The following is a 26,174-nucleotide window of genomic DNA, read 5'->3' as shown; positions in this document are numbered from 1 at the left end:
TTCGTGGGAATGACGAGCAAAGAGAAAAGAGATGGCAGGCGGACGCGAAATCAAGACGAAGATCAAGAGCGTGCAGAACACCCGCAAGGTGACGCGCGCGCTCGAAATGGTCTCGGCCTCCAAGATCCGCAAGGCGCAGGATCGGATGAAGGCGTCGCGCCCGTACGCGCGCGCGATGAAGCAGCTGATCGGCCATTTGGCGCAGGCCAATACCGACTACCGCCACCCGTACCTGGTGCAGCGCGAGAACGTGAAGCGCGTCGGCTACGTCGTGGTGTCGTCGGACCGCGGCCTCGCCGGCGGGCTGAACAACAACATGTTCCGCAAGCTGCTGGTCGAGTTCCGCGCCTTGCAGGAACAGGGCATCGAGGTCGATGTCGTCACCATCGGCCAGAAGGCGTCGGTGTTCTTCCGCCGCGTCAAGGTCGGCATGCTGGCCTCGGTCACCCACCTGGGTGACGCGCCCAAGCTGGAACAGCTGATCGGCGTCATCAAGGTCATGCTGGACGCCTACACCGAAGGCAAGGTGGACAAGGTGTTCCTGTCGTACAACGACTTCGTGAACACCATGACCCAGAAGGCCACCTTCGACCAGCTGCTGCCACTGCCGGCGGCGGAAACGCAGATGGCCAAGCACGAGTGGGACTACATCTACGAGCCGGACGCGGAATCCGTGCTGGAGCACGTGCTGACCCGCTACATCGAGTCGCTGGTGTACCAGGCGGTGATGGAGAACGTCGCCTCCGAGCACGCCGCGCGCATGGTGGCGATGAAGGCCGCCAGCGACAACGCGACCAAGCTGATCGGCACGCTGAACCTCGTCTACAACAAGGCGCGGCAGGCGGCGATCACGCAAGAGATTTCGGAAATCGTCGGCGGCGCCGCGGCGGTTTGACACAACGAAGCAGCATTCAAGAGTTTTCGAGGAAACAACCATGAGCAACCAGGGCAAGGTCGTACAGATCATCGGCGCGGTCGTCGACGTCGAATTCCCGCGCGAGAGCGTGCCGAGGGTGTACGACGCGCTGAAGGTGCAGAACACCGCCATCACGCTGGAAGTGCAGCAGCAGCTGGGCGACGGCGTGGTGCGCTGCATCGCGCTGGGCTCGACCGACGGCCTGAAGCGCGGCCTGATCGCCGACAACACCGGCCGCGCCATCTCGGTGCCGGTCGGCATCGGCACGCTGGGCCGCATCATGGACGTGCTGGGCAACCCGATCGACGAGGCCGGCCCGGTCGCCGCCGACACCACGTGGGAAATTCACCGCGCTGCGCCGTCGTACGAAGATCAGGCTTCCACCACCGAGCTGCTGGAAACCGGCATCAAGGTGATCGACCTGATGTGCCCGTTCGCCAAGGGCGGCAAGGTCGGCCTGTTCGGCGGCGCCGGCGTGGGCAAGACCGTCAACATGATGGAGCTCATCAACAACATCGCCACCGAGCACAGCGGCCTGTCCGTGTTCGCCGGCGTGGGCGAGCGCACCCGCGAGGGCAACGACTTCTACCACGAGATGCAGGAGTCGGGCGTCGTCAACGTGCAGGAGCACGCCAAGTCCAAGGTGGCGATGGTGTACGGCCAGATGAACGAGCCGCCGGGCAACCGCCTGCGCGTCGCGTTGACCGGCCTGACCATGGCCGAGTACTTCCGCGACGAAGGCCGCGACGTGCTGCTGTTCGTGGACAACATCTACCGCTACACGCTGGCCGGTACCGAAGTGTCGGCGCTGCTGGGCCGCATGCCGTCGGCGGTGGGCTACCAGCCGACCCTGGCCGAGGAAATGGGCGTGCTGCAGGAGCGCATCACCTCGACCAAGACCGGTTCGATCACCTCGATTCAGGCCGTGTACGTGCCCGCGGACGACCTGACCGACCCGTCGCCGGCCACCACCTTCGCGCACTTGGACGCGACCGTGGTGTTGAGCCGCAACATCGCCTCGCTGGGCATCTACCCGGCGGTCGATCCGCTGGACTCGACCTCGCGCCAGCTCGACCCGAACGTGATCGGCAACGAACACTACGAAACCGCGCGCCGCGTGCAGTCCACGCTCCAGAAGTACAAGGAGCTGAAGGACATCATCGCGATCCTGGGCATGGACGAACTGTCGGAAGAGGACAAGCTGGCCGTGGCCCGCGCGCGCAAGATCGAGCGCTTCTTCAGCCAGCCGTTCCACGTGGCGGAAGTGTTCACTGGCTCGCCGGGCAAGTACGTGCCGCTGAAGGAAACCATCCGCGGCTTCAAGGGCATCTGCGACGGCGACTACGATCACCTGCCGGAGCAGGCGTTCTACATGGTCGGCTCGATCGAAGAAGCCGTCGAGAAGGCGAAGAAGCTGGCGGCCTGATCCGCCCGCTTCCCGTAACCTGAGGAATCACGATGGCATCCACCATCCGTTGCGACATCGTCAGCGCCGAAGCCGAGATCTTCCACGGCGACGCCGAGCTGGTCGTGGCCACGGGCGAACTCGGCGAGCTGGGCATCGCGCCCAAGCACGCGCCGCTGATCACCCGCCTGAAGCCGGGCAAGGTCGTCGTCACCCTGCCGGGCGGCGAGAAGCTGGACTTCGCCATCTCCGGCGGCATCCTCGAGGTGCAGCCGACGGTGGTGACCGTGCTGGCCGACACCGCGGTCCGCGCCGACGAGATCGACGAAGCCGCCGTACGTGCCGCCAAGGACGAGGCCGAGCGGATCATCGCCCACCGCGGCGAGGCGATGGAGATCGCCGAGGCGCAGAAGCGTCTGGCCGAAGTCACCGCGCAGCTGCAGGCGCTGGAGCGCCTGCGCAAGAACCTGCGCCACTGACCGGGCCCGATCCGGTTGGTCGACGCGAAGCCCCGCACTGCGGGGCTTCCGTTTTTGCGGCGCCGGCCGCCGTTCATGCGCCGTATTCACGCCGGTGCGATCATCCTCCAAGACGTCCCGCCGGGAGAGCCACCATGCGTTCCATCCGAATCCTTGCCTGCGCCCTGCTGGCCGCCGCCACGCTGGGGCTTTCCGCCTGCGCGACCGGTCCGACGGTGCGCACCGATTCCGATCCCACCGCCGACTTCGGCCAGTACCGCACCTGGGGCTTCTACAAGCCGATCGCGATGGAGCAGTCCGGCTATTCCAGCTGGATCTCCGAGCGCATCCGTGCCGACGTGCAGCGCGAAATGGAAGCGCGCGGCTACCGCTACGCCGCCGAAGGCGCCGACCTGCTGGTCAACTTCCAGGGCGTGGTGGAAGACAAGACCGCCGTCTGGAGCGTGCCGCGCAGCGACGTGCAGTGGTTCTACAGCTACCGCCGCCGCAGCTACGTCGCGGTGCCGGTGTGGTACGACGAAACCCAGGTGAGCCGCTACCGCGAGGGCACGCTGACCGTGGATCTGGTCGACGGCAAGCGCAACCGCATGGTGTGGACGGGCGCGGCCAGCGCGCCGGTGGCGGGCAAGAACACGCCGGCGGAGAAGCGCATGGCCGGCATCGACCAGGCCATCACCGCCATCTTCGTCAAGTATCCGTACCGGGCCACGCCGTAACCGGGGACGCCGGCGGCGGGGGAAATCCATGGAGATGGGATCCTGGCGCGCGCGCCGCTGGCGGGTGATCGTCAAGCGGCATCCGTCCGCGTTCCTGCTCGCGGCGCAGTTGCTGAGCCTGCTGCTCTATCCGCTGATGAACGACGGCAGCGGCGGGCGCCTGCTGTTCGGCGCGGTCGCGCTGGTGGTGGTGCCGCTGGCGCTGTGGGTGGTGATGCGCAGTCCGCTGATGAGCTGGATCGGCTGGCTGCTGGCGATCCCGGCGATGGTGCTGACGGTGTTCGGCGTGCTGTTCGAGCACGCCGCGTTGCTGCCGGTGTCCGCGATGCTGGAGGCGGCGCTGTACTTCTACGCCGCAGGCGGATTGATCGCCTACATGCTGCGCGACCACAAGGTCACCTCCGACGAACTGTTCGCCGCCGGTGCGACCTTCACTTTGCTGGCCTGGGGCTTCGCCTACGCCTATTTCGTCTGCCAAGCCTGGTTCCCCGGCAGCTTCTCCGGCATCGAACCGGAGCGGCAGCGCCGCTGGCTCGATCTGCTGTTCTACAGCTTCAGCAACCTGTCGGCGACCGGCCTGGGCGACACGCTGCCGCTGACCGCGCCGGCCAAGGTACTGACCATGCTGGAGCAGTTCGCCGGCGTGGGCTACATCGCCGCGGTGGTGTCGCGGCTGATCGGCCTGACCATCGTGCGCGGCGACGCGCGCGGGTAAGCGTCAGGGCAGGGCGGCCAGCGTCTTGCGGATGTCGCCGGCCAGCGCGGACAGGGCCGGATTGGCGCTGACTGCGGTGGCGCTGCCCAGCGCATTGAGGAAGTTCTCCAGGTTCGCGCGCCGCGTCCACCATGCCGCCTGCGGATCGGTTTCCGGCCGCGTTCCGAGTGTAGAGACCAGCCGGTTCAGCCATGCCGCAACTGCCGTCTGTTCGAGATCGCCGCGCGCGATTAGATAGACGGCCGCGCGCGCGAGCCGGGCGGGTTCGCCGAAGGCATAGGCCCGATCGTCGGCAGGCATCGACTGGCTGCCGACGGCATCGAGCAGCGCCGACACCTGCGCCGGTTGCAGCGCTTCGTTGAGCGCCAGCTGCATCGCCCAGTCGGCGCCGTGCGCGACGCCGTGCCGCCAGCCTTCGCCATCGACATAGCCGCGGTAGTCGCGCACCGAGCGCAGATAGGCCGCCGCGGCATCGACCAACCGCGTGCGCTGCTCCTGCGTCATCCACGGGCGGATGCGGTCGGTGCGCGCGACTTCCGACAGCACCAGCGCCGCGAACGGCTTGCGGAAGCCGTCGCCGTCTTCGCCATCGAGCTGTGCCAGCAGCCGGGGTTCGATCGCAAGCAGCGACGCATCGTCGAGGAGGCCGCCGCGCATCCAGCTCGAAAGCGCCTCGAAGGCGATGCCGTCGCGCAGGAACGGATCGGCGTCGCCCAGGCAATCCACCAACGCCAGCGCGCGAGCGTTGCGTCCCACAGCGTCGGCGACGTCGAAGCCGGCGGCTTTCCAGCGCTTCAGGGAATCGTGCGCGTCGGTGGAGAGCGCGCAGCGCGCATGCGCCGGAAGCGTCGCCAGCATTGCGAGCAGCAGGAACAAAGCGCGAATCCTGAAGGACATGGCGGGCAGGGCGAAGATGAGTGGGCGGACAGCCTATGCCAGCGGAGCGTCGGAGCGTTTTTCCCGGTTTGTCGGAATGCTCCGGAACTGCCCGCGATGCGCCGCGTGCTTGCCAAGGGCATGACGGCCGCACTTATGATTCCGGTTCCTCCGGCGCGCAGTACAGAAGCCATGCCTCCCAACCGACCGGGCCCGACCGATGCGCTGCCGGCGAATCGCCTGCGGGTCGGTGCGTGCACGGTGGACGTGCCGCTGCGCGAGATCGTGCGCGCCGATGGTGCGAAAACGCGCGTCACCGTGAAGTCGATGGCGGTGCTGGTGCTGCTGGCCGAGCACGCGGGGCAGGTGGTGAGCCGCGATGCCCTGCTGCACTCGGTCTGGGCGGGCACCATGCCGACCGACGATGTGGTGACGCAGGCCGTCACCCTGCTGCGCAAGGCGCTGGGCGACGACCGCGATGCGCCGGCCTATGTCGAGACGATTCCGAAGGCGGGCTATCGCCTGCTGGCGGATGTCGAATGGTCGAGGGGCGCCGAGGTGCCGATGCCGAAAGCCCCGCTTCCCGCCGGAACGATGGGCGACCGTCGCCGCGGATGGATGGTGGCGCTGCTGGGCTTGGCCACGGCAGCGGCACTGGCATGGGGAACGCTGCACTGGCGCAAGCCGCAGGCATCGCCGCCGGAGAAGGCCGCTGCCGATGCGCCGACGACCGATCTGCCCTACACATTGCTGACGGCGCGCCCCGGCCCGGAAACGCAGCCCGCGCTGTCGCCGGACGGCGCGCTGGTGGCGTACGCGATGCCGCCGGGTGCTCCGGAAGATGCGCCGGCGATTTTCGTGCAGACCGCGCAGCCGACCCCGCCGCGCCAGCTGACGGCGCCTCCGGCCGGTCATTCCGACCACCTGCCGCGCTGGTCGCCCGATGGACGCCAGCTGATGTTCGCCCGCATCGACGACACCGGCGGCTGCGAACTGCTGCTGATGCCGGCCAGCGGCGGCGCGACCCGCGCGGTGGGGCGCTGCGACCGCCTCAACGGCCGCTACGACTGGCTGCCCGACGGTACGGGCATCGTGGCGGGATTGAAGCCCGAAGGCGGCGCATCCGCACGCCTGTCGGTGCTGCGCCTGGACAGCGGGCAATGGCGGCCGATGGCGTATCCGGCCGACGCCGGCAGCGTGGATTTCGACCCGCGCTTCTCGCCGGACGGCACGCGGCTGGGATTCCGTCGCGGCCTCAGCCATTCGGACCTGTGGGCGATGCCGGCGGCGGGCGGGGCGCCGACGCGGCTCACGCGCCTGCAGGGCAACATCACCGGCTGGGACTGGACGCCGGACGGACGTGCGCTGCTGTTCGGCTTCCTCGGCAATCCGCCGCAGCTGTTCCGGCACGAGTTGGCCAGCGGCCTCACGCGGGCTTTGGGGCGGTTCCCGGCGAGCGGACTGGACGTGGCGGCGCGGCGCGGCGCGATGGTGTTCGCTGTCGACGACGCGCGCGTCGCGATGTTCCGCTACCCGCTGCCGTTGCGCGCGGGCGTTCGCGCCGAGCCGCTGTTCGCTTCGACCGGCGACGACATGCTGCCGTCGCCCTCGCCGGACGGACGCTTGCTGGCCTTCCTCTCCGACCGCAGCCGCGAGGCGCGGCTGTGGCTGGGCGAGCCCGACCAACCCGAACACCTGCGCATGATCGAAGGCATCACGCCGGTGGCCCGGCATCCCGCGCAATGGTCGGATGACAGCCGGCGCCTGCTGGTGATCGGCGATGAGGCCGATGCGGACGGCGTGCATCGGCCGCGGCTGTACGAGGTCGATGCCGCCAGCGGCCGGTCGCGGGTGCTGGCGGTCGCGGATGCGACGCCGTATTTCGCCCAGTACCTGCCGGACGACCGTTTGTTGCTGGTGGTGGACAGGGGCGCCGGCAGGCTGTCGCTGTGGATCGTGGTGGGGACGGCGCCGATGCGGATGATGGCGACGCTGGACGACGTGGGCGAGGCGCGCTTCGACCGCGACAGCGGGAACGTGTACTTCGTGCGCGTCGGGCAGCCGGGACTGTGGCGGGCCGGGCCGGATCTGCGCTCGCCCGTGTCGGTGGATGACCGCAGGCCGACCGGCTACTGGCTGCGCCGCTGGGGCGTGCTGGCCGGGCGGCCGTTCGCGCTGCGCACGGCCGCGCCCGCATGCCTGGCGGACTGGCATTGGCTCGGCCCCGGCGAGCAGGCCGCGCCCGGCTGCCTCGACCCCGACCGGCGCGGGGTGCCGACGCAGGCGCTGATGGTGTCGCGCGACGGGAAATGGCTGTACGCGGGCATGACCGCCGGGCAGGAAAACAGCGATATCGGCCTGATGGATCTCGACGCATTGAAGGACTTGGCTTCGGCAACCCTTTGATTCCATAGGGTTCGGAAAAATTTCGGGCGGTTTTCGCCGGGATTTCCTGACGTTCCGAACCGCTCGCCGCAGTGATGGCGGCCGACCCTTTCGCAGGAGCCGGCCGTGCCTCCCATTCCTTCCTTCGCCGGGCGGAACCGCCCGTGCGTTCCGACGCCCGGCGCCGGTAACCGGCTGCATCTGTCCGCCGCGTCAGGCGCCGTTTCGATGGATGCGGCGGGACATGCCGCCGTGCTCTGGCTGGTGCTGCGCGGACAGGTCGATGTGTCGGCGCGCGAGGGAGAGTTCGTCCTCGGCCCCGGCGACTGGATCTCGCTGGCCGGCGACTCCGCGCCCCGCGCGCTGGGCCGCATTGGCACGTTGCTGCTGGGCGTCGGCGTGGCGCCGGGCGTGGCCGTGGAGTCGGGACTGCTGTTTCCGGCGCGCGGCCGGATGCCGCCGCGCGCGCGCGGGCAGGCGCTGCGGATCTGGCGCTCGTGCGGGGCCTTCGACGGCGCCGCCACGCTCGACGCCCCGGATGAGGTGCCTGCGTTTCTGGCCGCGCTGCAGGCCGATCTGGCCGATCGGATCGGGCGCTGTCCCGGCCATTCCGAGCGCCGCAAGCGGCAGGTGCTGTTGCGCATGCAGCGCGCGCGGCTGTGCCTGGAGGGACAAGTGGATGGCGGGCTGCGGATCGGCGAGCTGGCGCAGCGCATCCATTTCTCGCCCTGGTATTTCAGCAAGCTGTTCCAGGCGCTGTACGGGATCGGGCCGTTGCAGTTTTCGGCTCGGATGCGGCTGGAGCGCGCGCGCCGGCTGTTGGCGACCACGGCCATGCCGATCACCGAGGTGTCGGCCGCCTGCGGTTTCGACAACCCGTGCAGCTTCGCGCGCGCGTTCCGCGCGCGCTTCGGCACTACCGCGTCCGACTATCGCCTGCGCCATGCGCGCGGCGGCGATGCGGGCGGCGCGGCCGCCGCATGCGCGTGGAGCGTGCGATGAACCGGTGCTTCCGCTATTCCGCTTCGCGCAAGGTCGAAGCGGTGCGCCGCGTGGTCGAGGACGGCTGCCGCGTCTGCGACGTGGCCGCGGAGCTGGGCGTCAGCGAAGGTTCGCTGTTCTTCTGGGTGCGTCGCTACCGCGAATTCGCGTCGCGCGCCCACCAGCGCTCCGCCGGACTGCTGCCGGCGCCGCCGCGTGCGGAAACGGAACCCGTGCGCGAGGCCGGCAGCCTAGTGGCCTGGTTGCGCCGAGCGAACGGCGCGCGCGATGCGCACCCGTCCGCGGCATCGCGCATACCGCCAAGTCCGGCAAAGCGGACCGGTATGGGCCGCACCTAGCATCGAATCGTTAAGAAATCCTGAAGCCGCATCGCCGCGGTTTCGGGTTCACCGCCACCATCACGCTGGAGAACCGAAGTGACGATCAACACCCGTTCCAACCGGCAGCGCCGCAAGGCGCTCGCCCTCGCCGTAGCCCTTTGCTTCGCTGCCGGCGCGCAGGCGCAGACCAACACCGCAGGTGCGGTGACCGGCCGCGCCGTCGCGGGCGACACCCTCACCATCAGCAATCCGGCGACCGGCTTCAGCCGCACGATCACCGTGGGCGGCGACGGCAGCTACCGCTTCGCCCAGTTGCCGACCGGCCAGTACCAGCTGAGCCGCAACGGCGGCGCGGCGCGCAGCGTGACGGTCAACGTCGGTACCGCCACCGGCGTCGATTTCGCCGGCGACGCCACCACGCTGGACGCGGTGACCGTGGTCGGCAGCGGCGTGGTGAACCCGATCGACGTGTCCTCGGTCGAATCCGCCACGATCATGACCGAAGCGCAGATCGACCGCCTGCCGGTGGGGCGCGACGCCACCAGCGTGGCGCTGCTGGCGCCGGGCACGGTGCGCGGCGACAACCGCTTCGGCAACCTGGCCTCGTTCGGCGGCGCGTCGGTGGCCGAGAACGTCTATTACGTCAACGGCTTCAACGTCACCAACATCGTCAAGGGCCTGGCCTTCAGCCAGATCCCGTTCGAGGCGCTGGCCGAGCAGCAGGTCAAGACCGGCGGCTACGGCGCGGAGTTCGGGCGCTCGCTGGGCGGCGTGATCAACATGATCACCAAGCGCGGCACCAACGAATGGAAATTCGGCGGCAACGTCTACTGGAGCCCCGATTCGCTGGCCAGCGGCCTGCGCTTCGCCTATGACCCGCAGCGCGACGGCAGCTATACGGTCGAGGAGGGCGGCAAGCGCGACGAGCTGCGCTACAACCTGTACGCGAGCGGTCCGCTGGTGAAGGACAGGCTGTTCGTGTTCGCCCTGTACCAGGGTCAGAAGAACGACGAGGGCCAGATCTTCGAGGGCGGCAGCGGCATGATCAAGGAAGATTCGCCGCAGGGCCTGGTGAAGCTCGACTGGCAGATCAGCGACGACCACAGCCTGGAGCTGACCGCATTCCGCGACACGCTGGAAACCGACACCGTGACCTACCTGCGCACGGCGGGCGACCTGGGCCTGGGCGGCGGCACCGAAAACGGACGCAGCTATGCGAAGACCGGCGGCGAGAACTACGTCCTGCGCTGGAACGGCTACATCACCGACAACCTCACCCTGTCGGCGCTGTACGGGCGCGGCGAATATTCGCGCGGGGCCACCGACACCAATTCGGCCAAGTGCCCGCTGGTGGTGGATGCGCGCAGTTCGGCCGCGGTCGGCCCGCTGGGCGTGCAGGGTTGCTGGATCGGCACCGGGCAGGTGGCCGACGCCAATGCCGGCGACGTGCGCAAGGCGTGGCGCTTCGACGGCGAGTGGGCGCTCGGCGACCACCTGATCCGCTTCGGCCTGGACCGCGAGGAGTTCTCGACGGTGGACGGCTCCGTGTACACCGGCACCGACTACGAGCCGGAAACCCCCGGCGGCGTCTACTGGCGCTATTCCAACGTCATCGCCGGCCAGGTGCTGCCCGGCAACGGCGCGGTGGTGCCGGGCGGCATCACCGAGGTCGTGCGCCTGCGCTACTTCGAGAACGGCGGCAGCTTCGTGACCAGGAACAGCGCCTGGTACATCGAGGACAACTGGAGCGTCACCGACAACTTCCTCGCCTACCTCGGCATCCGCAACGAATCGTTCACCAACCTCAATTCGCTGGGTGGCGCCTTCATCGACGTCAAGAACACCTGGGCGCCGCGGCTCGGCTTCTCCTGGGACGTGCGCGGCGACTCCAGCCTGAAGGTGTTCGGCAACGCCGGCCGCTACTACATCCCGGTGTACGCGAACACCAACGTCCGCCTGGCCGGCTCGGAGCTGGACTACATCGAGTACTACACCTTCACCGGCATCGACCCGGCGACCGGCGCGCCGACCCTGGGCACGAAGATCGGCGACCGCTTCTACACCGGCGACGGCGACGTGCCCGACCCGAAGGCCGTGGTGGACAACGAGCTGACCCCGATGTACCAGGACGAATACATCCTGGGCATGCAGCTGGCGCTCAGCGAGAAATGGTCGCTCGGCCTGCGCGGCATCCACCGCAACCTCAAGTCGGGCATGGACGACGTGTGCGACGGCACCGGCGCACAGAAATGGGCGGTCGCCAACGGCTACACGCCGGACGAGGCGGAGGCGATCCGCGACGCCATCGGCCACTGCTTCCTGACCAACCCCGGCAACGACCTGTCGATCAACGCCGACCTGAAGGGCGACGGCAAGCTGGTGCGCGTGGACGTGCCGGCGTCGGCGATGGGCTATCCGATGGCCAAGCGCAAGTACAGCGCGCTGGAAGTGTTCGTCGAGCGTTCCTGGGACGAGAAGTGGTCGATGCAGGCCTCCTACACCTGGGCCAGGAGCGTCGGCAACACCGAGGGCTACGTGCGTTCCGACAACGGCCAGGACGACGCCGGCATCACCACGTCGTTCGACTTCCCCGGCCTGATGGACGGCGGCTACGGCTACCTGCCGAACGACCGCCGCCACAGCCTGAAGGTGTTCGGCGCCTACAAGCTGGCCGAGGAATGGACGCTCGGCGCCAGCCTGCTGGTCCAGAGCGGGCGTCCCTACAACTGCTTCGGCGTGTACCCGGACAGCGGTCCGAATCCGACCGCGGGCAACTACGGCGCGGAATCGTTCTATTGCGGGTACTACGATCCGGAAACCGGCGGCGGTGACTATGCGTCATATCTGAAGCCGCGCGGCACGGCGGGCCGGGTCGGTTGGGCGCACGAGCTGGATTTGCGGCTGGGCTACGAGCCGAAGTGGGCGCCGGGCCTGAGGCTGAGCGTGGCCGTCCGCAACGCGTTGGACAGCAAGGACTACTACCGGGTGCAGGACGCGCGCGACGACGGCACCGCCGGCGCGCCGCTCTCGACCTACCTGCATCCGCGCGGCTTCGTCGCGCCGCGCACGGTGACGTTCTCGGTGCAGTACGACTTCTGACCGAACCGTTCGACGCTCCGTAACGAAAAACCGCCGGCATTGTTGCCGGCGGTTTTTTTTTCGTGCTGCGGTTGCAGATGCGGCGTCAGAATTTCGGCTTGTCGTCGCTCGCCTGGTAGCGGGCCATCGCGTCGACCAGGATCTGCTTGGCTTCGGCGGCGCCGCCCCAGCCGTCCAGCTTCACCCACTTGCCGTCTTCGAGGTCCTTGTAGTGCTCAAAGAAGTGGCCGATGCGCTGCAGCCAGTGCTTGCTGACCTTTTCGATGTCGTCGATGTGGCTGTAGCCGGCGAATACCTTGTCGATCGGAACGGCGAGGATCTTCTCGTCGCTGCCGGCCTCGTCGCTCATCTTCAGCACGCCGACCGGGCGGCAGCGGATCACCGAACCCGGCACCAGCGGCAGCGGCAGGATCACCAGCACGTCGGCGGGGTCGCCGTCGCCGCAGACGGTGTAGGGCACGTAGCCGTAGTTGCAGGGATAGCGCATCGGGGTGGACAGGATGCGGTCCACGAAGATCGCGCCCGAGGCCTTGTCCACCTCGTACTTGACCGGCTCGGCGTCCTTCGGGATTTCGATGATGACGTTGATTTCGTCCGGCGGGTTCTTGCCGGTGGGGACGAGGTCCAGACCCATGGGGAATTGCTCCGACGTGCTGGCCGCACCCGGAGGGGGCGCGGCGGTGATGAATGGGGGAGAGAACGCGCATTTTAGCGGAGCGGGGCGGCGCCATGCGCCCGCGCGTGTCCGGCGGCGTCGGTGCGCTTGACGGGTGGGAGCTAGATGCGCATGATGAATGCGCATTCGATGAGGACATGTCATGCGCATCCGGGATGAATACGCCGCCTACGGCAAGCGCGCCGCCAACGTCAGCGTCAACCAGCGCCTGCTGGAGGACGCCAAGGCGCTGGACATCAACCTGTCCGCCACGCTGGAGCGCGCGCTGGAAGCGGAAGTGCGCGCGCGCCGGCGCGAGCAATGGCTGGAGGAGAACCGCGAGGCGATCGCGGCGTACAACGCGCGGATCGCCCGCGACGGGCTTGCCGGCGATCAGGTGCGCGCCTTCAAGGCGGCGCTCAAGGCGTCGTCCACGGCATGAGCCAGTTCTGCGTCTATGCGAATGAGGATGCGGCATCGAAGCGCGCCATCCCGTATTGGCTGAACGTGCAGAGCGATCTGATCGGCATCGCGGATTCCCGAGTGGTCGTGCCGCTGATCGCGCTCCAGCAGGCCGGGCCGTTGATCAAGGATCTGATGCCGTTGCTGGACGTTGCGGGCAGACGGATGGCGATGGACACCGCGCAGATCACCAACGTGCCGATCCAGATGCTGGGCCGGCAGGAGGCGGATTTGTCCGCCGAGCGCACAGCCATCGTCAGTGCGCTGGACTTCCTCACCCACGGAATCTGAGATGACTTCCCCCTCCGCATCGCGATGGCGCAATTCGATTTCCCGGTCGGCGACGTGGCCGGGAACGCGCGGCGCATCGCCGACATGATCGCGTTCGCGCGCGACGAGTACGCCGCCGACGTCGTGCTGTTCCCCGAGCTGGCGCTGTCCGGCTACCCGCCGGAAGACCTGCTGTACCGGCCGGCGTTCCTGCGCGCGTGCGAGGAGGCGATGAACGACGTGGCGAAGGCGGCCACCGGCATCGTCGCCGTGGTCGGCTGGCCGCAGGCGGCCGGCAGCGTGGTCTACAACGCCGCCAGCGTGCTGCGCGACGGCGCCATCGAGCAGACCTACCGCAAGCGCGAGCTGCCGAACTACGCGGTATTCGACGAGCGCCGCTATTTCGACGTCGATCCGGACCGCGAGGACTGCGTGTTCGAGGTCGGCGGCGTGCCGGTCGGGCTGGTGATCTGCGAGGACCTGTGGTTCGCCGAGCCCATCGCTTCGACCGTGGCCGCCGGCGCGCAGCTGGTGCTGGTGCCGAACGCCTCGCCCTACGAGCACGACAAGCACGCGCAGCGCGACGCGCTGCTGGCGGAGCGCGCGCGCGAAACCGGCGCGGCCATCGCCTACCTCAACGTGGTCGGCGGGCAGGACGCGCTGGTATTCGACGGCGCCTCGGTGGTGGCCGACGGCGACGGCACGGTGCATCCGGCGGCGCTGGCGTTCGACGAGCAGTGGCTGGTGGTGCAGTTCGATCCGGCCACGCGCCGCTTCGCGCCGCTGCAGTGGACGGTGGACGGCGACGAGAGCCGCGACGCGCTGGCCTGGCGCGCGGTGGTGCGCGGCACCCGCGACTACTGCCGCAAGAACGGCTTCGACAAGGTGTGGCTGGGGCTGTCCGGCGGCATCGATTCGTCGGTGGTGCTGGCGATCGCCGCCGACGCGCTGGGCGCGGAGAACGTCACCGCGGTGCGGATGCCGTCGCGCTACACCGCCGGCCTGTCCAACGACCTGGCGCAGGAGCAGTGCGACGCGATGGGCGTGACGCTGCTGACGCTGCCCATCGAAAAGCCGTTCCAGGGCTATCTGGACACGCTGGCCGAGGTTTTCGCCGGCAGGCCGGTGGACACCGCCGAGGAGAATCTGCAATCGCGCACCCGCGGCGCGCTGATGATGGCGCTGTCCAACAAGTTCGGCGGGCTGCTGCTGACCACCGGCAACAAGAGCGAATACGCGGTCGGCTACGCGACGATCTACGGCGACATGTGCGGCGGCTATGCGCCGATCAAGGACCTGTACAAGACCGAGGTGTTCGCGCTTGCGCGCTGGCGCAACACGGTGGGCGACCGGATCATCCCGCAGGCGGTGATCGACCGGCCGCCGTCGGCGGAGCTGCGCGAGAACCAGCTCGACCAGGATTCGCTGCCGCCCTACGACGTGCTGGACGCGATCCTGCTGCGCCACGTCGACCAGGAGCAGTCGCGCGCGGAGATCGTGGCCGCCGGCTTCGACCCCGCCGTGGTGGACCGGGTGCTGCGGCTGGTGCGGATCGGCGAGTGGAAGCGCCACCAGGCCGCGCCGGGGCCCAAGGTCAGCAGGCGCGCGTTCGGGCGCGAGCGGCGCTACCCGGTCACCAGCGGCTGGCGCGATTGAGGCATCGAAACGAAGAAGGCCGGCGTTTCCGCCGGCCTTCCTTTATCCGCGTTCGGGCGAGGATCAGCGCGATTCGCCGGTGAACGGATTCAGGCGCTTGAACACGCTCGGATCCTTCGGCCAGTGGCCGGCCAGCCACGGGTGCTGCGGGTCGTTCTGCTCCAGCACGCGGCGGGCGTCCGCCGCCAGTGCGGTGTTGCCCATGCGGGTGTAGGCCTCGCCCAGCAGCGCCACCGCGTCGTTCTGGTATTGGCTCTGCGGATAGGTTTCCAGCAGGTAGGTGGCGCGGTCGGCGGCCGACACCCAGGCGCCGCGGCGCAGGTAGTACAGGCCGGTGTTCAGCTCGAAGCGGGCGAACTCGTTGCGCAGGAACACCATGCGCTGGCGGGCGTCGCCGGTGTAGCGGCTGTTGGGGTAGCGGGTGGCGACGGTGTTGAAGTCGGTGTACGCCTGCAGCGGCGCGGCCAGGTCGCGGGTGCTGGTGTCGAGATTGAACGCGCGCGCCATGAACACCGTGTTGCGGGCCATGTTGGACAGGCCGCGCAGGTAGTAGAGGTAGGCGATGTTGCGGTGGGTCGGATAGGTGCGGATGAAGCGGTCGATGCTGGAGATCGCGTCTTCGTGCTTGCCGGCCTTGTATTCGGCGTAGGCCTGCTCCATCAGCGCCTGCTCGGTGTACGGGCCGTAGGGGTACTGCGCGATCAGGCGGCCGAACACCTCGCCCGCGTTGCTCCAGCGGCCCTTCTCCATGTAGCCGTGGGCGCGGTCGTACAGTTCGCTGACCGGCAGGCCTTCGTTCTTGTCCTTGTCCTTGAACTTGTTCTTGATGCTCGCGCAGCCGCTGGCGGCAAGGACGAGCATGAGCACGAGGACGGGGCGCAGCAGGGCGGAACGCTGGGTCATGGGCATCGAACGGGCGCCGGGGGCATGAACGCTGGATAATACCAGCCCCCGGCCGCGATCAAGCCCGGGCGCTTCCCGCCGTTGCCGGCGGCTTACGGAACTTTCATGCCCCAGACCGGATCCCGCACCGCCCTCGTTCCCGACACCTGCGCCGGCCGCCGGCTGGATGCGGTGCTGGCCGAGCTTTTCCCCGAGTATTCACGTTCGCGGCTGTCGGCCTGGATCAAGTCCGGCGACGTGACCGTGGACGGCGAGTCCGCCCGCCCGCGCGACCCGGTGCGCGGCGGCGAGACCATCGCCCTGGACGCGGTGGAGGAGGTGCAGACGCACGCCGTCGCCGAGGACATCCCGCTGGACGTCCTGTACGAGGACGAGCACGTCTTCGTCATCGACAAGCCGGCCGGGCTGGTGGTGCATCCGGGCGCGGGCAATCCGGCCGGCACGCTGGTGAACGCGCTGCTGCACCGCGACCCGGACCTCGACAAGCTGCCGCGCGCCGGCATCGTCCACCGCCTCGACAAGGACACCAGCGGCGTGATGGTCGTCGCCCGCACCCTGCAGGCGCATACCGCGCTGGTGGCGCAGCTGTCCGCGCGCGAAGTGCACCGCCAGTACCTGGCGGTGGTGGTGGGCGCGCTGGTCTCCGGCGGCACTGCCAATGCGGCGATCGACCGCCACCCGCGCGACCGCCTGCGCATGGCCGTGCGCGAGGACGGCAAGGACGCGGTGACGCATTACCGCCTGCGCGAGCGCTTCCGCGCCCACACCGCACTGGAGTGCCGGCTGGAAACCGGCCGCACCCACCAGATCCGCGTGCACATGGCGCACCTGAAGCATCCGATCGTCGGCGACCCGCTGTACGGCGGGTCGCTGAAGCTGCCGAAGGGCGCGTCGGAGGAACTGATCGTGGCGCTGCGCGGCTTCAAGCGGCAGGCGCTGCACGCGGAAGTGCTGGAGTTCGCGCATCCCGTCACCTTTGATCCGGTGCGCTGCGAAGCGCCGGTGCCCGAGGACATGCAGCGGCTGATGCGCCTGCTGCGCGAGGACGCCGCGGCGCACGCGGAAGCCGAGCGCGCGCGGCGATGAGCGCCTTCCTCGGCGCCGACTGGCCCGCGCCGCCCGGCGTCCGCGCGCTGACCACGACGCGCTTCGGTTTGGGCATGTCGCAGCCGCCGTTCGACACGTTCAATCTCGGTTCGCGCTGCGGCGATGATGCCGAAGCCGTGGCCGAAAACCGCCGGCAGCTGGAAGCCGCGCTGGCGCTGCCGTCTGCGCCGCGCTGGCTGCGGCAGATGCACGGCGTCGAGGTGGCCCGCTTCGCTCCCTCCCTTTCGCGCAGCGAAGGGGAGGGCCTGTCATCGGCACAACAAGCGGAAGCGACCCCCTCCCGACTTCCCCCTTCGCTGCGCGAAAGGGGAGGAGAAAGCGAGGAGCCAGAAGCCGATGCCGCCGTCACGTCCACGCTCGGCACCGTCCTCGCCATCCTCACCGCCGACTGCCTGCCGGTGGTGTTGGCGGCGAAGGACGGCTCCGAAATCGCCGCCGCGCACGCCGGCTGGCGCAGCCTGTGCGCCGGCGTGCTGGAAGCCACGGTGGCGGCGATGCGCACGCCGCCGGATCGATTGATGGCCTGGCTCGGCCCCGCGGCCGGGCCGCAGGCGTATGAAATCGGCGAGGAGGTCTTCGACGCCTTCACCGCCCGCGACGGACGCGCGCGGATGGCCTTCCTGCCCACGCGGCCCGGTCATTGGAAGGTGGACCTGTACACGCTGGCGCGGCAGCGCCTGCTCGATGCGGGCGTGTTCGACGTGCACGGCGGCGGCCTGTGCACGATCTCCGATCCGGCGCGGTTCTTCTCGCATCGCCGCGACGGTCGCAGCGGCCGCATCGCCACGCTCGCATGGATCGCGCCTTGAACAACGCGCCGCAGGCGACGCTGTTCCAGCAGGCGCTGGGCGCGGCCTTCTACAACCTGCCCGAAGCCGTGCGCCGCCTGCACGCGGTGCGCGGCACGGCGCGTTTTGCCGGCGTCGCCGCCGTCGAGCGCGGCCGCAATCCGCTGGCGCGGCTGTGCGCGCGCATCGCCGGGCTGCCGAAGCCGATGCGGGACGTGCCGCTCACCGTGGAGTTCGTCGCCGATTCGAAGCGCGAAACCTGGCGCCGCGATTTCGGCGGCACGCGCATGCAGACGCGGCTGGCGTTCAGGGGCGGGCTGCTGCGCGAACGGCTGGGGCCGCTGCAGTTCCGCTACCACCTGCATCCGGGCTTTGATGCGCTGTGGTGGCAGGTGGCCGGCGTGCGTGCGTTCGGGCTGCTGCCGCTGCCGGCCGGCTGGTTCGATGGCGTGCGCTGCCGCGAGCGCGAACACGACGGTCGCTACGAATTCCTGGTCGAAGCGAGCCTGCCGCTGATCGGGCTGGTCGTCCGCTACGAAGGCTGGTTGCTGCCGGTGGACGATGCCGAGCGCTGACGCTGGCCGAGCCGTCATCGTCTTCGATGGCGTGTGCGTGCTCTGCAACGGCTGGGTCGATTTCCTGCTGCGGCACGACCGCACCGGCCGTTACCGCTTCGCCGCGATGCAGTCCGAATCCGGCCGCGCGCTGCTCGCGCGGCACGGGCTCGATCCCGACGATCCGGCGTCCTTCCTGCTGCTGGAATACGACGCCGGCCCGACGCCGCGCGCCTCCACCGATACCGATGCGATCCGTCGCGTGCTGGTCGGCCTGGGCGGCGGTTGGAAGCTCGCGCACGCGATCGCGCTGCTGCCGCGCGGGCTGCGCGATGCGGCGTACCGCTGGCTGGCGCGCAACCGCTACCGCTGGTTCGGCCGGCACGACGCCTGCGCGCTGCCTGCGCCCGAACATCGGCAGCGCTTTCTCTAGACGCTTCCGAACACTTCCGCTTTTGCTTGTCATCCCCGCGAAAGCGGGGATCCATGGACGTTAGCCCGTTGAAATCCAAAGTCCATGGATTGGACAGACATGCGTCTGTCGGAAGCGGCCCGCTTTGGACAGACATACGTCTGTCAGCAGCAACGCGGGAACGACGGCAATCTTTGAGCCCTTTCCCGACTGACCGCTACGTCGCCGCATCCGCCTCGGCCAGCAGCCACGCCAGCTTGCGCGCCTTCGGCTGGCGCTTGAGCGCGCACTCGGCGCGCAGCGCGCTGCCGCGATCCGGATAGGCGCGGCTGCCGAGCACGCATTCCGGCGGATGCGAGCGGGTGTACTTCGCGCCCTTGCCGGTCGCGTGCTGGCGGAAGCGGCGTTCGACGTTGGTGGCGATGCCGGCGTACAGGCTGCCGTCGCGGCAGCGCAGCAGGTAGAGGTGCCAGCCGTCGCTCATCGCTCTGCGCTCATCGCGGCGCTTGCGCCAGCCGATGCATCAGCAGCGCGGCGCGCCTGGCCTGGCGCGGCAGCGAATCCAGTTCGACGTACTCGCCATCGGCATGGCTGTTGCCGCCGGACGCGCCCATGCCGACCAGCCCGTCCACGTCGGCGGCGACGAAGGAAATGTCGCCGGCGCCGCGCGCGAGCGGATCGAGTTCGCCCATCTCCGCCAGGCCGAGGTCGCGGTTCACGGCGTTGAGCTTCGCCAGCAGCGCGCGGTTGCCGGCGGTGGGCGCCATCGGCGGGTAGTTCTCCTCGATCTCCAGCGTCGCGTCGGTGCGCGGCAGATGGCGGGACACGATCGCGCGCATCTTCTCGCCGACGCGTTTCGTCTGCTCCGCGCTCAGCGTGCGGAAGTCGCCGCGCGCCAGCGCGACGGGCGGCACGATGTTGTCCTTGCCGCTGGCGCTGAGCCGGGTCCTGCCGGCGTCGAACGCGGCCTGTTCGCCGCCGCCGAGCAGGCCGACGTTGAAGGTCAGGTTCGGCTCCGGCAGCTCCGTGCGGAACGCGGCCAGGATGCGCGCCAGTTCGAATGCCGCGCCGTCGCCCATCGATTCGGAGAAGATGCCGGAGCTGTGGCCTGTCTCGCCGCGCACGGTCAGCGTCCAGGTGTTCGAGGAGCGTCGCGCGATCGAGCCCATGTCGCGACCGTCGGCATGCGAGAGGTTCTCGAAATCCAGCGCCACGTCGGCGCGCTTGCCGGCGGCGATCAGGTCGGCGCGCGCCTGCGCCACCGGCTGGCCCACGTCCTCCTCGTCGCCGGTCAGCACCACGACGACGTCGGCGTCGCGCAATGCGCCGGCGTCGTGCAGCGCGCGCAGCGCCAGCAGCATCACCGCCACGCCGCCCTTGTCGTCGCCGACGCCGGGGCCGATGGCGCGGTTGCCTTCGATGCGGAATCCGGTGAAGGCGCTGTCCGGCTCGAACACGGTGTCGAGGTGTCCGATCAGTAGCATCCGCTTGCCCTTGCCGTTGCCCGCGTGGGTGGCGATCAGATGGCCGGCGCGGCCGGCATGCGTCATCGGTTTCCATTCAACCGCGAAGCCCAGCGTCTCGAACTCGGGCCGCAGCATCGCCGCCACCGCTTCCACGCCGGCGTGGTGATAGGTGCCGCTGTTGCGTTCCACCAGCCGGCCGAGTAGGGCGACGGCGTCTTCGTTGCGCGCATCGACCGCCGCGGCGATGCGCTGCTCGGTCGGCGCCAGCGCCGGCTGCGCGGCGGCGGGCAGGGCAAGCAGCAGGGCGCAGGCGAGGGCGGCGAGTCGGGGCATCGGCGTAAGAGCGTGCGAGGATGGCGCGACCATAGCGCAGCCGGCGCGGCGCCGGAACGCCGCGATGGCATGCTGGATCCGGTTGGGCGTGCAGGGAAGGACATGACGGCAATGCGCGGGGCGCCTGCTTTCCTCGGATGGATCGTGTCGCTGGCGTGGCTGCTGGCCGCGCCGCCGGTGCCGGCGGCCGATGCCGCGCGAGCGCCGGAGGACGCGCTCGCCCTGCATTCGCCGCCGGTGCTGCGCCACTACGGCGCGGCCGACGGCCTGCCGCAGGTCAGCGCCAACACGCTGCTGCGCACGCACGACGGGTTCCTGTGGATCAGCACGTTCGGCGGGCTGGTCCGGTTCGACGGGCACGAGTTCCGCACTTTCCGTTCCGATGGCGGCGACGGCGGGCCGCCGAGCCGGCGCATCGTGTCGCTGTACGAGGACGCGAGGCTGCGGCTGTGGATCGGCACCGAGGATGCCGGCATCAGCGTCTACGAGCGCGGCCGCTTCCGCCAGCTGCCGGTCTGCGGCGGGCGCTGCCTGGTCCATCGCGTGTTCTCGACGGACGGCCGCGACGTCTGGGCGCTGACGTCGAGCGGCATCGTCCGCATCGACCCGGACCGCCTGCGGGAAGTGGACTCGGCGGTGATCGAAGGCGAATACAGTCTCAGCGCGCGCATCGGCAGGCAGGTGCTGGTGGGCGGCCTGTCGGGATTGCTGCGCTACGCGGGGGCGGGCTTCGAGCCGGTGCCGCTGCCGGACGGGCATCGCTGGGTCGGCTCGATGGTCGGCGACGGCAACGCCGCCTGGATGACGCTGGACGGCAGCGCGCTGTATCGCCTCGACCTCGACAGCGGGCGCTGGACCGCCATGCGCGGCAATCTGGGCCGGGTGGCCCGGGTGCTGTCCGACGGCGCCGGCGGCCTCTACGTGTCCGACGACATCGAAGGCACGCGCCGGCTCGCGCGCGACGGCGTCGAGACGCCGCTGGAAGGCGCGGAGCGGCTGCACGCGATCAGCCTTGTCGCCGACGCGGACGGGGCGCTGTGGATCGGCACGCCCGGCAAGGGCCTGTGGCTGCTGCGGGATTCGCGGGTGGACCTGCTGCGTTCGACGGCGGTGCCCGACGCGCCGGGCCGCGTGCTCGCCGCGGACGGCGCCGGCGGGATGTGGCTGGCGATGAGCTGCATGTCGCTGTGGCACCTCGATGCCAAGGGCCGGCAGACCGCCTGGCCGGTCGAGGCGAGCGTCGGCGAAGGCTGCATCCACAGCCTGCTACACGATGCGGCCACCGGCACGCTGTGGATCGGCACCTCGGGCGGCAGCCTGGCGCGCCTGGCCGGCGGGCGCGTCGAGCGCGTGGCGACGTGGCCGCAGTCGAGCCAGGTCGGCATCTGGAAGATGCGGGACGGCAGCTTCTGGACGGCGAACCTGCGCTTCGTCGGCCGCCTGCGCTTCGCCGACGACGGCACGGTGGAAGTGGTCGAACACGTTCCCGAGCTCGCCGGCATGGAGGTGAAGCGCATTCTCGACGCGCGCGCCGGCGGCGTCTGGGTGGTGGGCGACCGCGGCGCGTTCCGGGTGGCCGGCGGCGCCGTGGTCGAGCGCTGGACGCCCGCGCAGGGCATCAGCGGACGCTTCTTCCGCGCGCTCCACGAGGATGCCGACGGCGTGCTGTGGATCGGCAGCTACGGCTACGGGCTGATCCGCATCGAGCGCGGCAGGGTGCGCCAGTACACCGAGGCGAACGGCCTGTTCGACGACACCGTGTCCTGCATCCTGCCGGGCGCCGACGGCCGGCTGTGGCTGGCCGGCAACCGCGGCATCGGCCTGCTGCTCGATCGCGACATCGGCGCCGACGGTCCGCTCATGCGCACTCTGACCGTCGACGACGGGCTGGATCCGTCCGAACTCAACGGCAGCCCGGTGCCGCCCTGCGCGGACGACGGCGCGGGGCACCTGTGGTTCGCGATGATGACCGGCTTCGCGCGGGTGACGCCGGCGCGGCTGCGCGGCTGGATGGGCAGCGCCGTGCCTGCCGCCTACATCGACCATGCGGCGGTGTCGCAAGTCGCGCTGGACGTGTCGCGGCCCGTCGCGCTCGGCGTCAACGCCGCGAACCTGGAAATCCGCTACGGCGCGATCGACCTGCTCAACCCCGACAAGGTCCGCTTCCGCTACCGCGTCACTGGTCTCGGCGACGAGAGCGGCTGGATCGACGCCGGCGACAACCGCAGCCTGCTGCTGCCGTCGGTACCGTGGGGACGGCTGGCGTTCGAGGTGCAGGCGCGCGAGCTGGGTGGCGCGTGGTCGCCATCCGCGACGCTGCGCCTGGATCGCCCGCGGCCCTGGTACCGATACCAGTGGGTGTGGATGGCGGTGAGTCTCGCAAGCCTGCTGGCCCTGCTGTGGATGACGCGCGAGCGCGCGGTGCCCGACGTGGACGACGCATTGCTGGCGCGCCTGCGCCAGCCCGATGCGGCGCGGGACGATTGAGTCAGAGCGTCGATGCCTTCATCGCGGCGGTCGGCGCCGCGCGCAGCGGCAGGCGCAGGGTGAAGCAGGTGCCTTGCCCCGGCGCGCTGTCCACGTCGACGCGGCCGCCGGATTCGGTGACGGTGCGGTAGACCACGGACAGGCCGATGCCGGTGCCCTGCTTCGCCGGCTTGGTGGTGAAGAAGGGGTCGAAGATGCGCGCGACGACACCGGGCGGCATGCCGCAGCCGTCGTCGGCGAGGCGCAGGAGGACGTCGCCGTCGGCGATCTCGGTTTCGATGCAGAACGTGCCTTCGCCCGTCATCGCGTCGCCGGCGTTCTTGGCGATGTTGAGCACGCCGGCCTCGAACTCGGCCAGATCCATGTGGATCCACGCGGCCTGCCGGCAAAGCGTCGCGACCACGCGGATGCGCTTGCCGAACATCGATTCGATCATCGGCAGCAGTTCGGCGACGGCATCGTTGACGTCGAAGGTCTCGCGCCGCGGCGGCGTCGCCCGCGCCAGCGTCATCAGCTTGTCGGTCATCTGCTTGCCGCGCTGGGTGGCGGCGGCGATCCCCGCCATGCGTCCGGCCGCGTCGCCGCCGTCGCGCTGGGTGGCGTAGCCCAGGATCACGCTGAGCAGATTATTGAAATCGTGGGCGACGTTGCCGGCCAGCTTGCCCAGCGCGTCCATGCGCTGCGAATGGACCAGCTGCGCCTGCGAGCGTTCCTTCTCCTGCATTTCCACTTCCAGCTGCCGGCACAGCAGCGCCAGATCGTGGCTGCGCCGTCGGCTGGCGTCGGATTTCAGGATCAGCCGGTCCAGGATCAGCGCCACGATCGCGCAGCCCATGACCGGCTGCAGCAGGTTGGACAGCGCTTCGGTCCAGGTGGACGCATCGGCGACGCCGTGGCGCTGGTCGGCCCAGGCACCGATCAGCAGGACCGCGAAGTAGGCCGCGGCCGTCGCCCACAGCCCCGTGCGGCCCAGCAGCAGGCCCGCGAACAGCAGCGGCACGATGCCGATCAGCAGCCCCTGCTGCGCCGCCAGCCCGTAGTGGTAATGGCTGAGCGCGAGCAGGCACAGCCCGAAGGCGGTCAGCAGGACGGCGAGCTTGCGGGGCAGCGACATGGCGCGAGTATCGCGCGGCGGCCGGGATCTCTGTACCGCTCCTGCTTTCCCGGCCACCTGGCGGGCATGAAAAAGTGGAATGTGCCCGGCGTCGCAAAAAAACTAGAATGCGCATGTCGCTTGTCGCTCACTCCCCCCGGTCCGCATGCAGACAAACACTGGTAGACCCTCCGTCATGGTCGTCGAGGACGACGACGAATTGCGCGATCGCATCCTCGTGCCCGGACTGCGGGGCGAAGGGTTCGATGCGGATGGCGTCGATAGTGCGATGGCGTTGTATCGCGCGCTGAACCTGCGGTCCTACGGCATGTTCGTGGTGGACATCGGCCTGCCGGACGAAAGCGGTTTCGCGGTGGTGCGCCACCTGCGCGAACTGGGCGGCGTCGGCATCGTCATGCTGACCGGGCGCGCCGATGAAGAGGACCGGGTGCGCGGCCTGGACGGCGGCGCGGATGCCTATCTTGCGAAGCCGATAGGCGTGAACGTGCTGGCCGCGACGTTGCGCAGCGTCCTGCGTCGCATGGCGCCCGACGCTTCGACCGTGGAGCCGGCGCCGCACGCCTCGTCCGGCTGGCGTCTGGAGCAGCAGGGCTGGCAGCTGGTGTCGCCGTCGGGCAGCCAGGTCGCGCTCTCCAAGGGCGAGCGCCTGCTGTTGACGCTGCTGGCCGATTCCGCAGGGACGGCGGTGGAAAAGGAGACGATCCTCCAGCACCTGTGCGGCAACGACGACGACTTCGATCCGCACCGGCTCGAGATGCTGGTGCATCGGCTGCGGCGCAAGGTGCAAACGCTGGCCGGCGAGGAACTGCCGCTCGTCACCGTGCGCGGCGTAGGGCATCTGTTCCTGCCTTGACTCGCTCCAACTTCACCGAATTTCACCTTTCATTGCATATGAGGTGAGCTTGCGTGCGTGCATTGCATGCCCCTTGCTCTCTACATTGCCGCCTGCAATCAGGGGTTCCAGGCGTGATTCCGCAGCACCGAACGCATCGGCGCGCGTCCGTCCTGGCGTTTCGGAGTTGCTGGCGGGCGGCTGCTCGGGTGCGACTGACGCATTGCGTCAGATATGGGCATCGAAGGGCTAGTGAATCAGAAAAGCGAAGTCAAGGGGCATTTCAGGAAGCGTGATTGAAGTAACATTTGCAGCAAGACCCTGATCTCGATCCTGCTTTGGCGCCGTTCCGGTTTCCGGACTATGGCGCAGGGACGACAGGGGCTGAGCGGATGTGCATGAGCGAAGTGGTGCCTGACCGGGCATCGCACAGTGGAGGAGCGGTCAGCCGCTCGACAGGGGAATCTCGGGGTCGTGGCAAGTTTCGGAATTGCAGCGCGCGCTGGAAATGCAGGAGTGCGGATGGCGTTTGCCGTCCGCTGCTGCGTTGCCGTGGGTCTGTTGCTCGCCGCGAGCCTGTCCGCCGCCGCGCAAGGCGCGAAGAAGGCCGCGGATGCAGGACACGCCGATCCGCGCGCCAGCCTGCCGGTGCGCAAGGCCGGGCTCTGGGAAGTGACTGTGCAGGCGCATGCGCCGCGGGGCATGGGCGGAATGCGGCAACCGCCGCAAACAGTGCAGCAATGCACCAATGTCAAGGCGGAGCGGGTGATGCTGCTGTCCATCCTGCCGGGACAGGAAAACTGCAGTCAGTTCAAGGTCGCGAAGCGCAAGGGTCAAGGCGGCTACGACATCGCCGGGGCGTGCAGGGTGCATGACCAGCGCGTCGTCATGAATGTGCAGTTGCGGGGCGATCTGCAATCGATTTACAGCGGTACCTACAAGGTCGAATACCCGGGAGCCCCGATGGGGAACACCGGATCCGTCGATTTCCAGGGGCGCTGGTTGGGGAGCTGCAAGCCGGGCCAGCGCCCGGGCGACATGACGCTCCCCAACGGAATCAAGGTGAATGTGGTCGATGACATCGGACGTGCGGAAAAGCACGCCCATTGAGGATATGTCCATGAAGGTTTCTCGTTCGTCTGCAATCGGGACAAGGTGGGTCATGCGAATTGCCGAGGCATTGCGCAATCTGCGCACGGATATCCGGAATCGCCTGTGTGGC

25 protein-coding genes are annotated in these 26,174 nt (G+C 69.2%); 19 read left to right on the top strand and 6 right to left on the bottom strand.

What is annotated here, in order from left to right; translation table 11 throughout:
- The first annotated feature begins 31 nt into the window (after window positions 1-31).
- The 5 genes from atpG (at window position 32) to H9L17_RS05790 (ending at window position 4,231) form a co-directional block, all read left to right on the top strand.
- Window positions 32-895, top strand: coding sequence for a F0F1 ATP synthase subunit gamma (gene atpG / locus H9L17_RS05810; RefSeq protein WP_187571394.1), 864 nt, complete (start codon window positions 32-34; stop codon window positions 893-895).
- Window positions 896-935: 40 nt separating this feature from the next.
- Window positions 936-2,342: a F0F1 ATP synthase subunit beta gene (atpD, locus tag H9L17_RS05805; RefSeq protein WP_187571393.1), complete on the top strand. Its 1,407-nt coding sequence runs from the start codon at window positions 936-938 to the stop codon at window positions 2,340-2,342.
- Window positions 2,343-2,374: 32 nt separating this feature from the next.
- Entirely contained in the window at window positions 2,375-2,800 is a 426-nt protein-coding gene (locus tag H9L17_RS05800) for a F0F1 ATP synthase subunit epsilon (RefSeq protein WP_187571392.1), read from the top strand.
- Between the two features lie 134 nt (window positions 2,801-2,934).
- On the top strand, window positions 2,935-3,516 hold the full coding sequence (locus H9L17_RS05795; RefSeq protein WP_187571391.1) for a DUF4136 domain-containing protein: 582 nt from the start codon (window positions 2,935-2,937) through the stop codon (window positions 3,514-3,516).
- 34 nt (window positions 3,517-3,550) lie between these two features.
- A complete protein-coding gene (locus H9L17_RS05790) occupies window positions 3,551-4,231 on the top strand; it encodes an ion channel (protein ID WP_187571867.1) in 681 nt (226 codons plus the stop codon).
- A gap of 3 nt (window positions 4,232-4,234) precedes the next feature.
- Here the strand turns inward: H9L17_RS05790 and H9L17_RS05785 are convergent, their stop codons facing one another.
- On the bottom strand, window positions 4,235-5,128 hold the full coding sequence (locus H9L17_RS05785; RefSeq protein WP_187571390.1) for a DUF2785 domain-containing protein: 894 nt from the start codon (window positions 5,126-5,128) through the stop codon (window positions 4,235-4,237).
- 171 nt (window positions 5,129-5,299) lie between these two features.
- Here H9L17_RS05785 and H9L17_RS05780 point away from each other — a divergent pair, with 171 nt between their 5' ends.
- The 4 genes from H9L17_RS05780 to H9L17_RS05765 all read left to right on the top strand — a co-directional run bounded on the left by H9L17_RS05780 (window position 5,300) and on the right by H9L17_RS05765 (window position 11,913).
- Window positions 5,300-7,513: a winged helix-turn-helix domain-containing protein gene (locus H9L17_RS05780; RefSeq protein ID WP_187571389.1), complete on the top strand. Its 2,214-nt coding sequence runs from the start codon at window positions 5,300-5,302 to the stop codon at window positions 7,511-7,513.
- Window positions 7,514-7,720: 207 nt separating this feature from the next.
- On the top strand, window positions 7,721-8,494 hold the full coding sequence (locus H9L17_RS05775) for a helix-turn-helix transcriptional regulator (RefSeq protein WP_187571388.1): 774 nt from the start codon (window positions 7,721-7,723) through the stop codon (window positions 8,492-8,494).
- Entirely contained in the window at window positions 8,491-8,832 is a 342-nt protein-coding gene (locus H9L17_RS05770; protein ID WP_187571387.1) for a transposase, read from the top strand. Before H9L17_RS05775 ends, H9L17_RS05770 begins: the two co-directional genes overlap by 4 nt.
- A gap of 78 nt (window positions 8,833-8,910) precedes the next feature.
- Window positions 8,911-11,913 (top strand): TonB-dependent receptor, encoded by a 3,003-nt coding sequence (locus tag H9L17_RS05765; protein WP_187571386.1) that lies wholly within the window; start codon window positions 8,911-8,913, stop codon window positions 11,911-11,913.
- An 85-nt stretch (window positions 11,914-11,998) separates the two neighbouring features.
- Here H9L17_RS05765 and ppa read toward each other — a convergent pair whose 3' ends face one another.
- Window positions 11,999-12,547 (bottom strand): inorganic diphosphatase, encoded by a 549-nt coding sequence (ppa, locus tag H9L17_RS05760; protein WP_187571385.1) that lies wholly within the window; start codon window positions 12,545-12,547, stop codon window positions 11,999-12,001.
- Between the two features lie 184 nt (window positions 12,548-12,731).
- Here ppa and H9L17_RS05755 point away from each other — a divergent pair, with 184 nt between their 5' ends.
- Genes H9L17_RS05755 through H9L17_RS05745 form a run of 3 tightly spaced genes read left to right on the top strand, consistent with a single transcriptional unit; the run spans window position 12,732 to window position 14,956 of the window.
- Window positions 12,732-13,010: a type II toxin-antitoxin system CcdA family antitoxin gene (locus H9L17_RS05755; protein ID WP_187571384.1), complete on the top strand. Its 279-nt coding sequence runs from the start codon at window positions 12,732-12,734 to the stop codon at window positions 13,008-13,010.
- The gene (locus H9L17_RS05750; RefSeq protein ID WP_187571383.1) at window positions 13,007-13,321 is read left to right on the top strand and encodes a CcdB family protein; all 315 of its coding nucleotides are present in this window, start codon (window positions 13,007-13,009) and stop codon (window positions 13,319-13,321) included. The genes H9L17_RS05755 and H9L17_RS05750 overlap by 4 nt, the downstream gene beginning before the upstream one ends.
- Before the next feature lie 24 nt (window positions 13,322-13,345).
- Window positions 13,346-14,956, top strand: coding sequence for an NAD+ synthase (locus tag H9L17_RS05745; RefSeq protein ID WP_187571382.1), 1,611 nt, complete (start codon window positions 13,346-13,348; stop codon window positions 14,954-14,956).
- Between the two features lie 63 nt (window positions 14,957-15,019).
- On the opposite strand, the gene H9L17_RS05740 is transcribed toward H9L17_RS05745, so the two are convergent.
- Window positions 15,020-15,859, bottom strand: coding sequence for an outer membrane protein assembly factor BamD (locus tag H9L17_RS05740; RefSeq protein WP_187571381.1), 840 nt, complete (start codon window positions 15,857-15,859; stop codon window positions 15,020-15,022).
- A 105-nt stretch (window positions 15,860-15,964) separates the two neighbouring features.
- Between H9L17_RS05740 and rluD the strand changes: the two genes are divergently transcribed.
- Genes rluD through H9L17_RS05720 form a run of 4 tightly spaced genes read left to right on the top strand, consistent with a single transcriptional unit; the run spans window position 15,965 to window position 18,741 of the window.
- Complete coding sequence (gene rluD, locus H9L17_RS05735) at window positions 15,965-16,945, top strand: 23S rRNA pseudouridine(1911/1915/1917) synthase RluD (RefSeq protein ID WP_187571380.1); 981 nt, start codon at window positions 15,965-15,967, stop codon at window positions 16,943-16,945.
- Entirely contained in the window at window positions 16,942-17,775 is an 834-nt protein-coding gene (pgeF, locus tag H9L17_RS05730) for a peptidoglycan editing factor PgeF (RefSeq protein WP_187571379.1), read from the top strand. The genes rluD and pgeF overlap by 4 nt, the downstream gene beginning before the upstream one ends.
- Window positions 17,772-18,329 (top strand): DUF4166 domain-containing protein, encoded by a 558-nt coding sequence (locus H9L17_RS05725; protein WP_246455172.1) that lies wholly within the window; start codon window positions 17,772-17,774, stop codon window positions 18,327-18,329. Before pgeF ends, H9L17_RS05725 begins: the two co-directional genes overlap by 4 nt.
- A complete protein-coding gene (locus H9L17_RS05720) occupies window positions 18,316-18,741 on the top strand; it encodes a thiol-disulfide oxidoreductase DCC family protein (protein ID WP_187571377.1) in 426 nt (141 codons plus the stop codon). The genes H9L17_RS05725 and H9L17_RS05720 overlap by 14 nt, the downstream gene beginning before the upstream one ends.
- A gap of 196 nt (window positions 18,742-18,937) precedes the next feature.
- On the opposite strand, the gene H9L17_RS05715 is transcribed toward H9L17_RS05720, so the two are convergent.
- Both H9L17_RS05715 and H9L17_RS05710 read right to left on the bottom strand, forming a co-directional pair.
- Window positions 18,938-19,204 carry a GIY-YIG nuclease family protein gene (locus tag H9L17_RS05715; protein ID WP_187571376.1) on the bottom strand — a complete coding sequence of 89 codons (267 nt, stop codon included), beginning with the start codon at window positions 19,202-19,204 and terminating at the stop codon, window positions 18,938-18,940.
- Window positions 19,205-19,214: 10 nt separating this feature from the next.
- A complete protein-coding gene (locus H9L17_RS05710; protein WP_187571375.1) occupies window positions 19,215-20,519 on the bottom strand; it encodes a M20/M25/M40 family metallo-hydrolase in 1,305 nt (434 codons plus the stop codon).
- A gap of 102 nt (window positions 20,520-20,621) precedes the next feature.
- Between H9L17_RS05710 and H9L17_RS05705 the strand changes: the two genes are divergently transcribed.
- Window positions 20,622-23,006: a ligand-binding sensor domain-containing protein gene (locus tag H9L17_RS05705; protein WP_187571374.1), complete on the top strand. Its 2,385-nt coding sequence runs from the start codon at window positions 20,622-20,624 to the stop codon at window positions 23,004-23,006.
- Between the two features lies 1 nt (window position 23,007).
- On the opposite strand, the gene H9L17_RS05700 is transcribed toward H9L17_RS05705, so the two are convergent.
- Window positions 23,008-24,120: a sensor histidine kinase gene (locus tag H9L17_RS05700; RefSeq protein WP_187571373.1), complete on the bottom strand. Its 1,113-nt coding sequence runs from the start codon at window positions 24,118-24,120 to the stop codon at window positions 23,008-23,010.
- A 175-nt stretch (window positions 24,121-24,295) separates the two neighbouring features.
- Here H9L17_RS05700 and H9L17_RS05695 point away from each other — a divergent pair, with 175 nt between their 5' ends.
- Window positions 24,296-24,973 carry a response regulator transcription factor gene (locus H9L17_RS05695; protein WP_246455171.1) on the top strand — a complete coding sequence of 226 codons (678 nt, stop codon included), beginning with the start codon at window positions 24,296-24,298 and terminating at the stop codon, window positions 24,971-24,973.
- Window positions 24,974-25,474: 501 nt separating this feature from the next.
- Window positions 25,475-26,062 carry a DUF3617 domain-containing protein gene (locus tag H9L17_RS05690; protein ID WP_187571371.1) on the top strand — a complete coding sequence of 196 codons (588 nt, stop codon included), beginning with the start codon at window positions 25,475-25,477 and terminating at the stop codon, window positions 26,060-26,062.
- The last annotated feature ends 112 nt before the right edge of the window (window positions 26,063-26,174 follow it).

Source organism: Thermomonas brevis, from assembly GCF_014395425.1.
Taxonomy (GTDB): Bacteria; Pseudomonadota; Gammaproteobacteria; order Xanthomonadales; family Xanthomonadaceae; genus Thermomonas; species Thermomonas brevis.
Note: the sequence above shows the minus strand (reverse complement) of the source record. Positions and strands in the feature narration are given on the sequence as shown.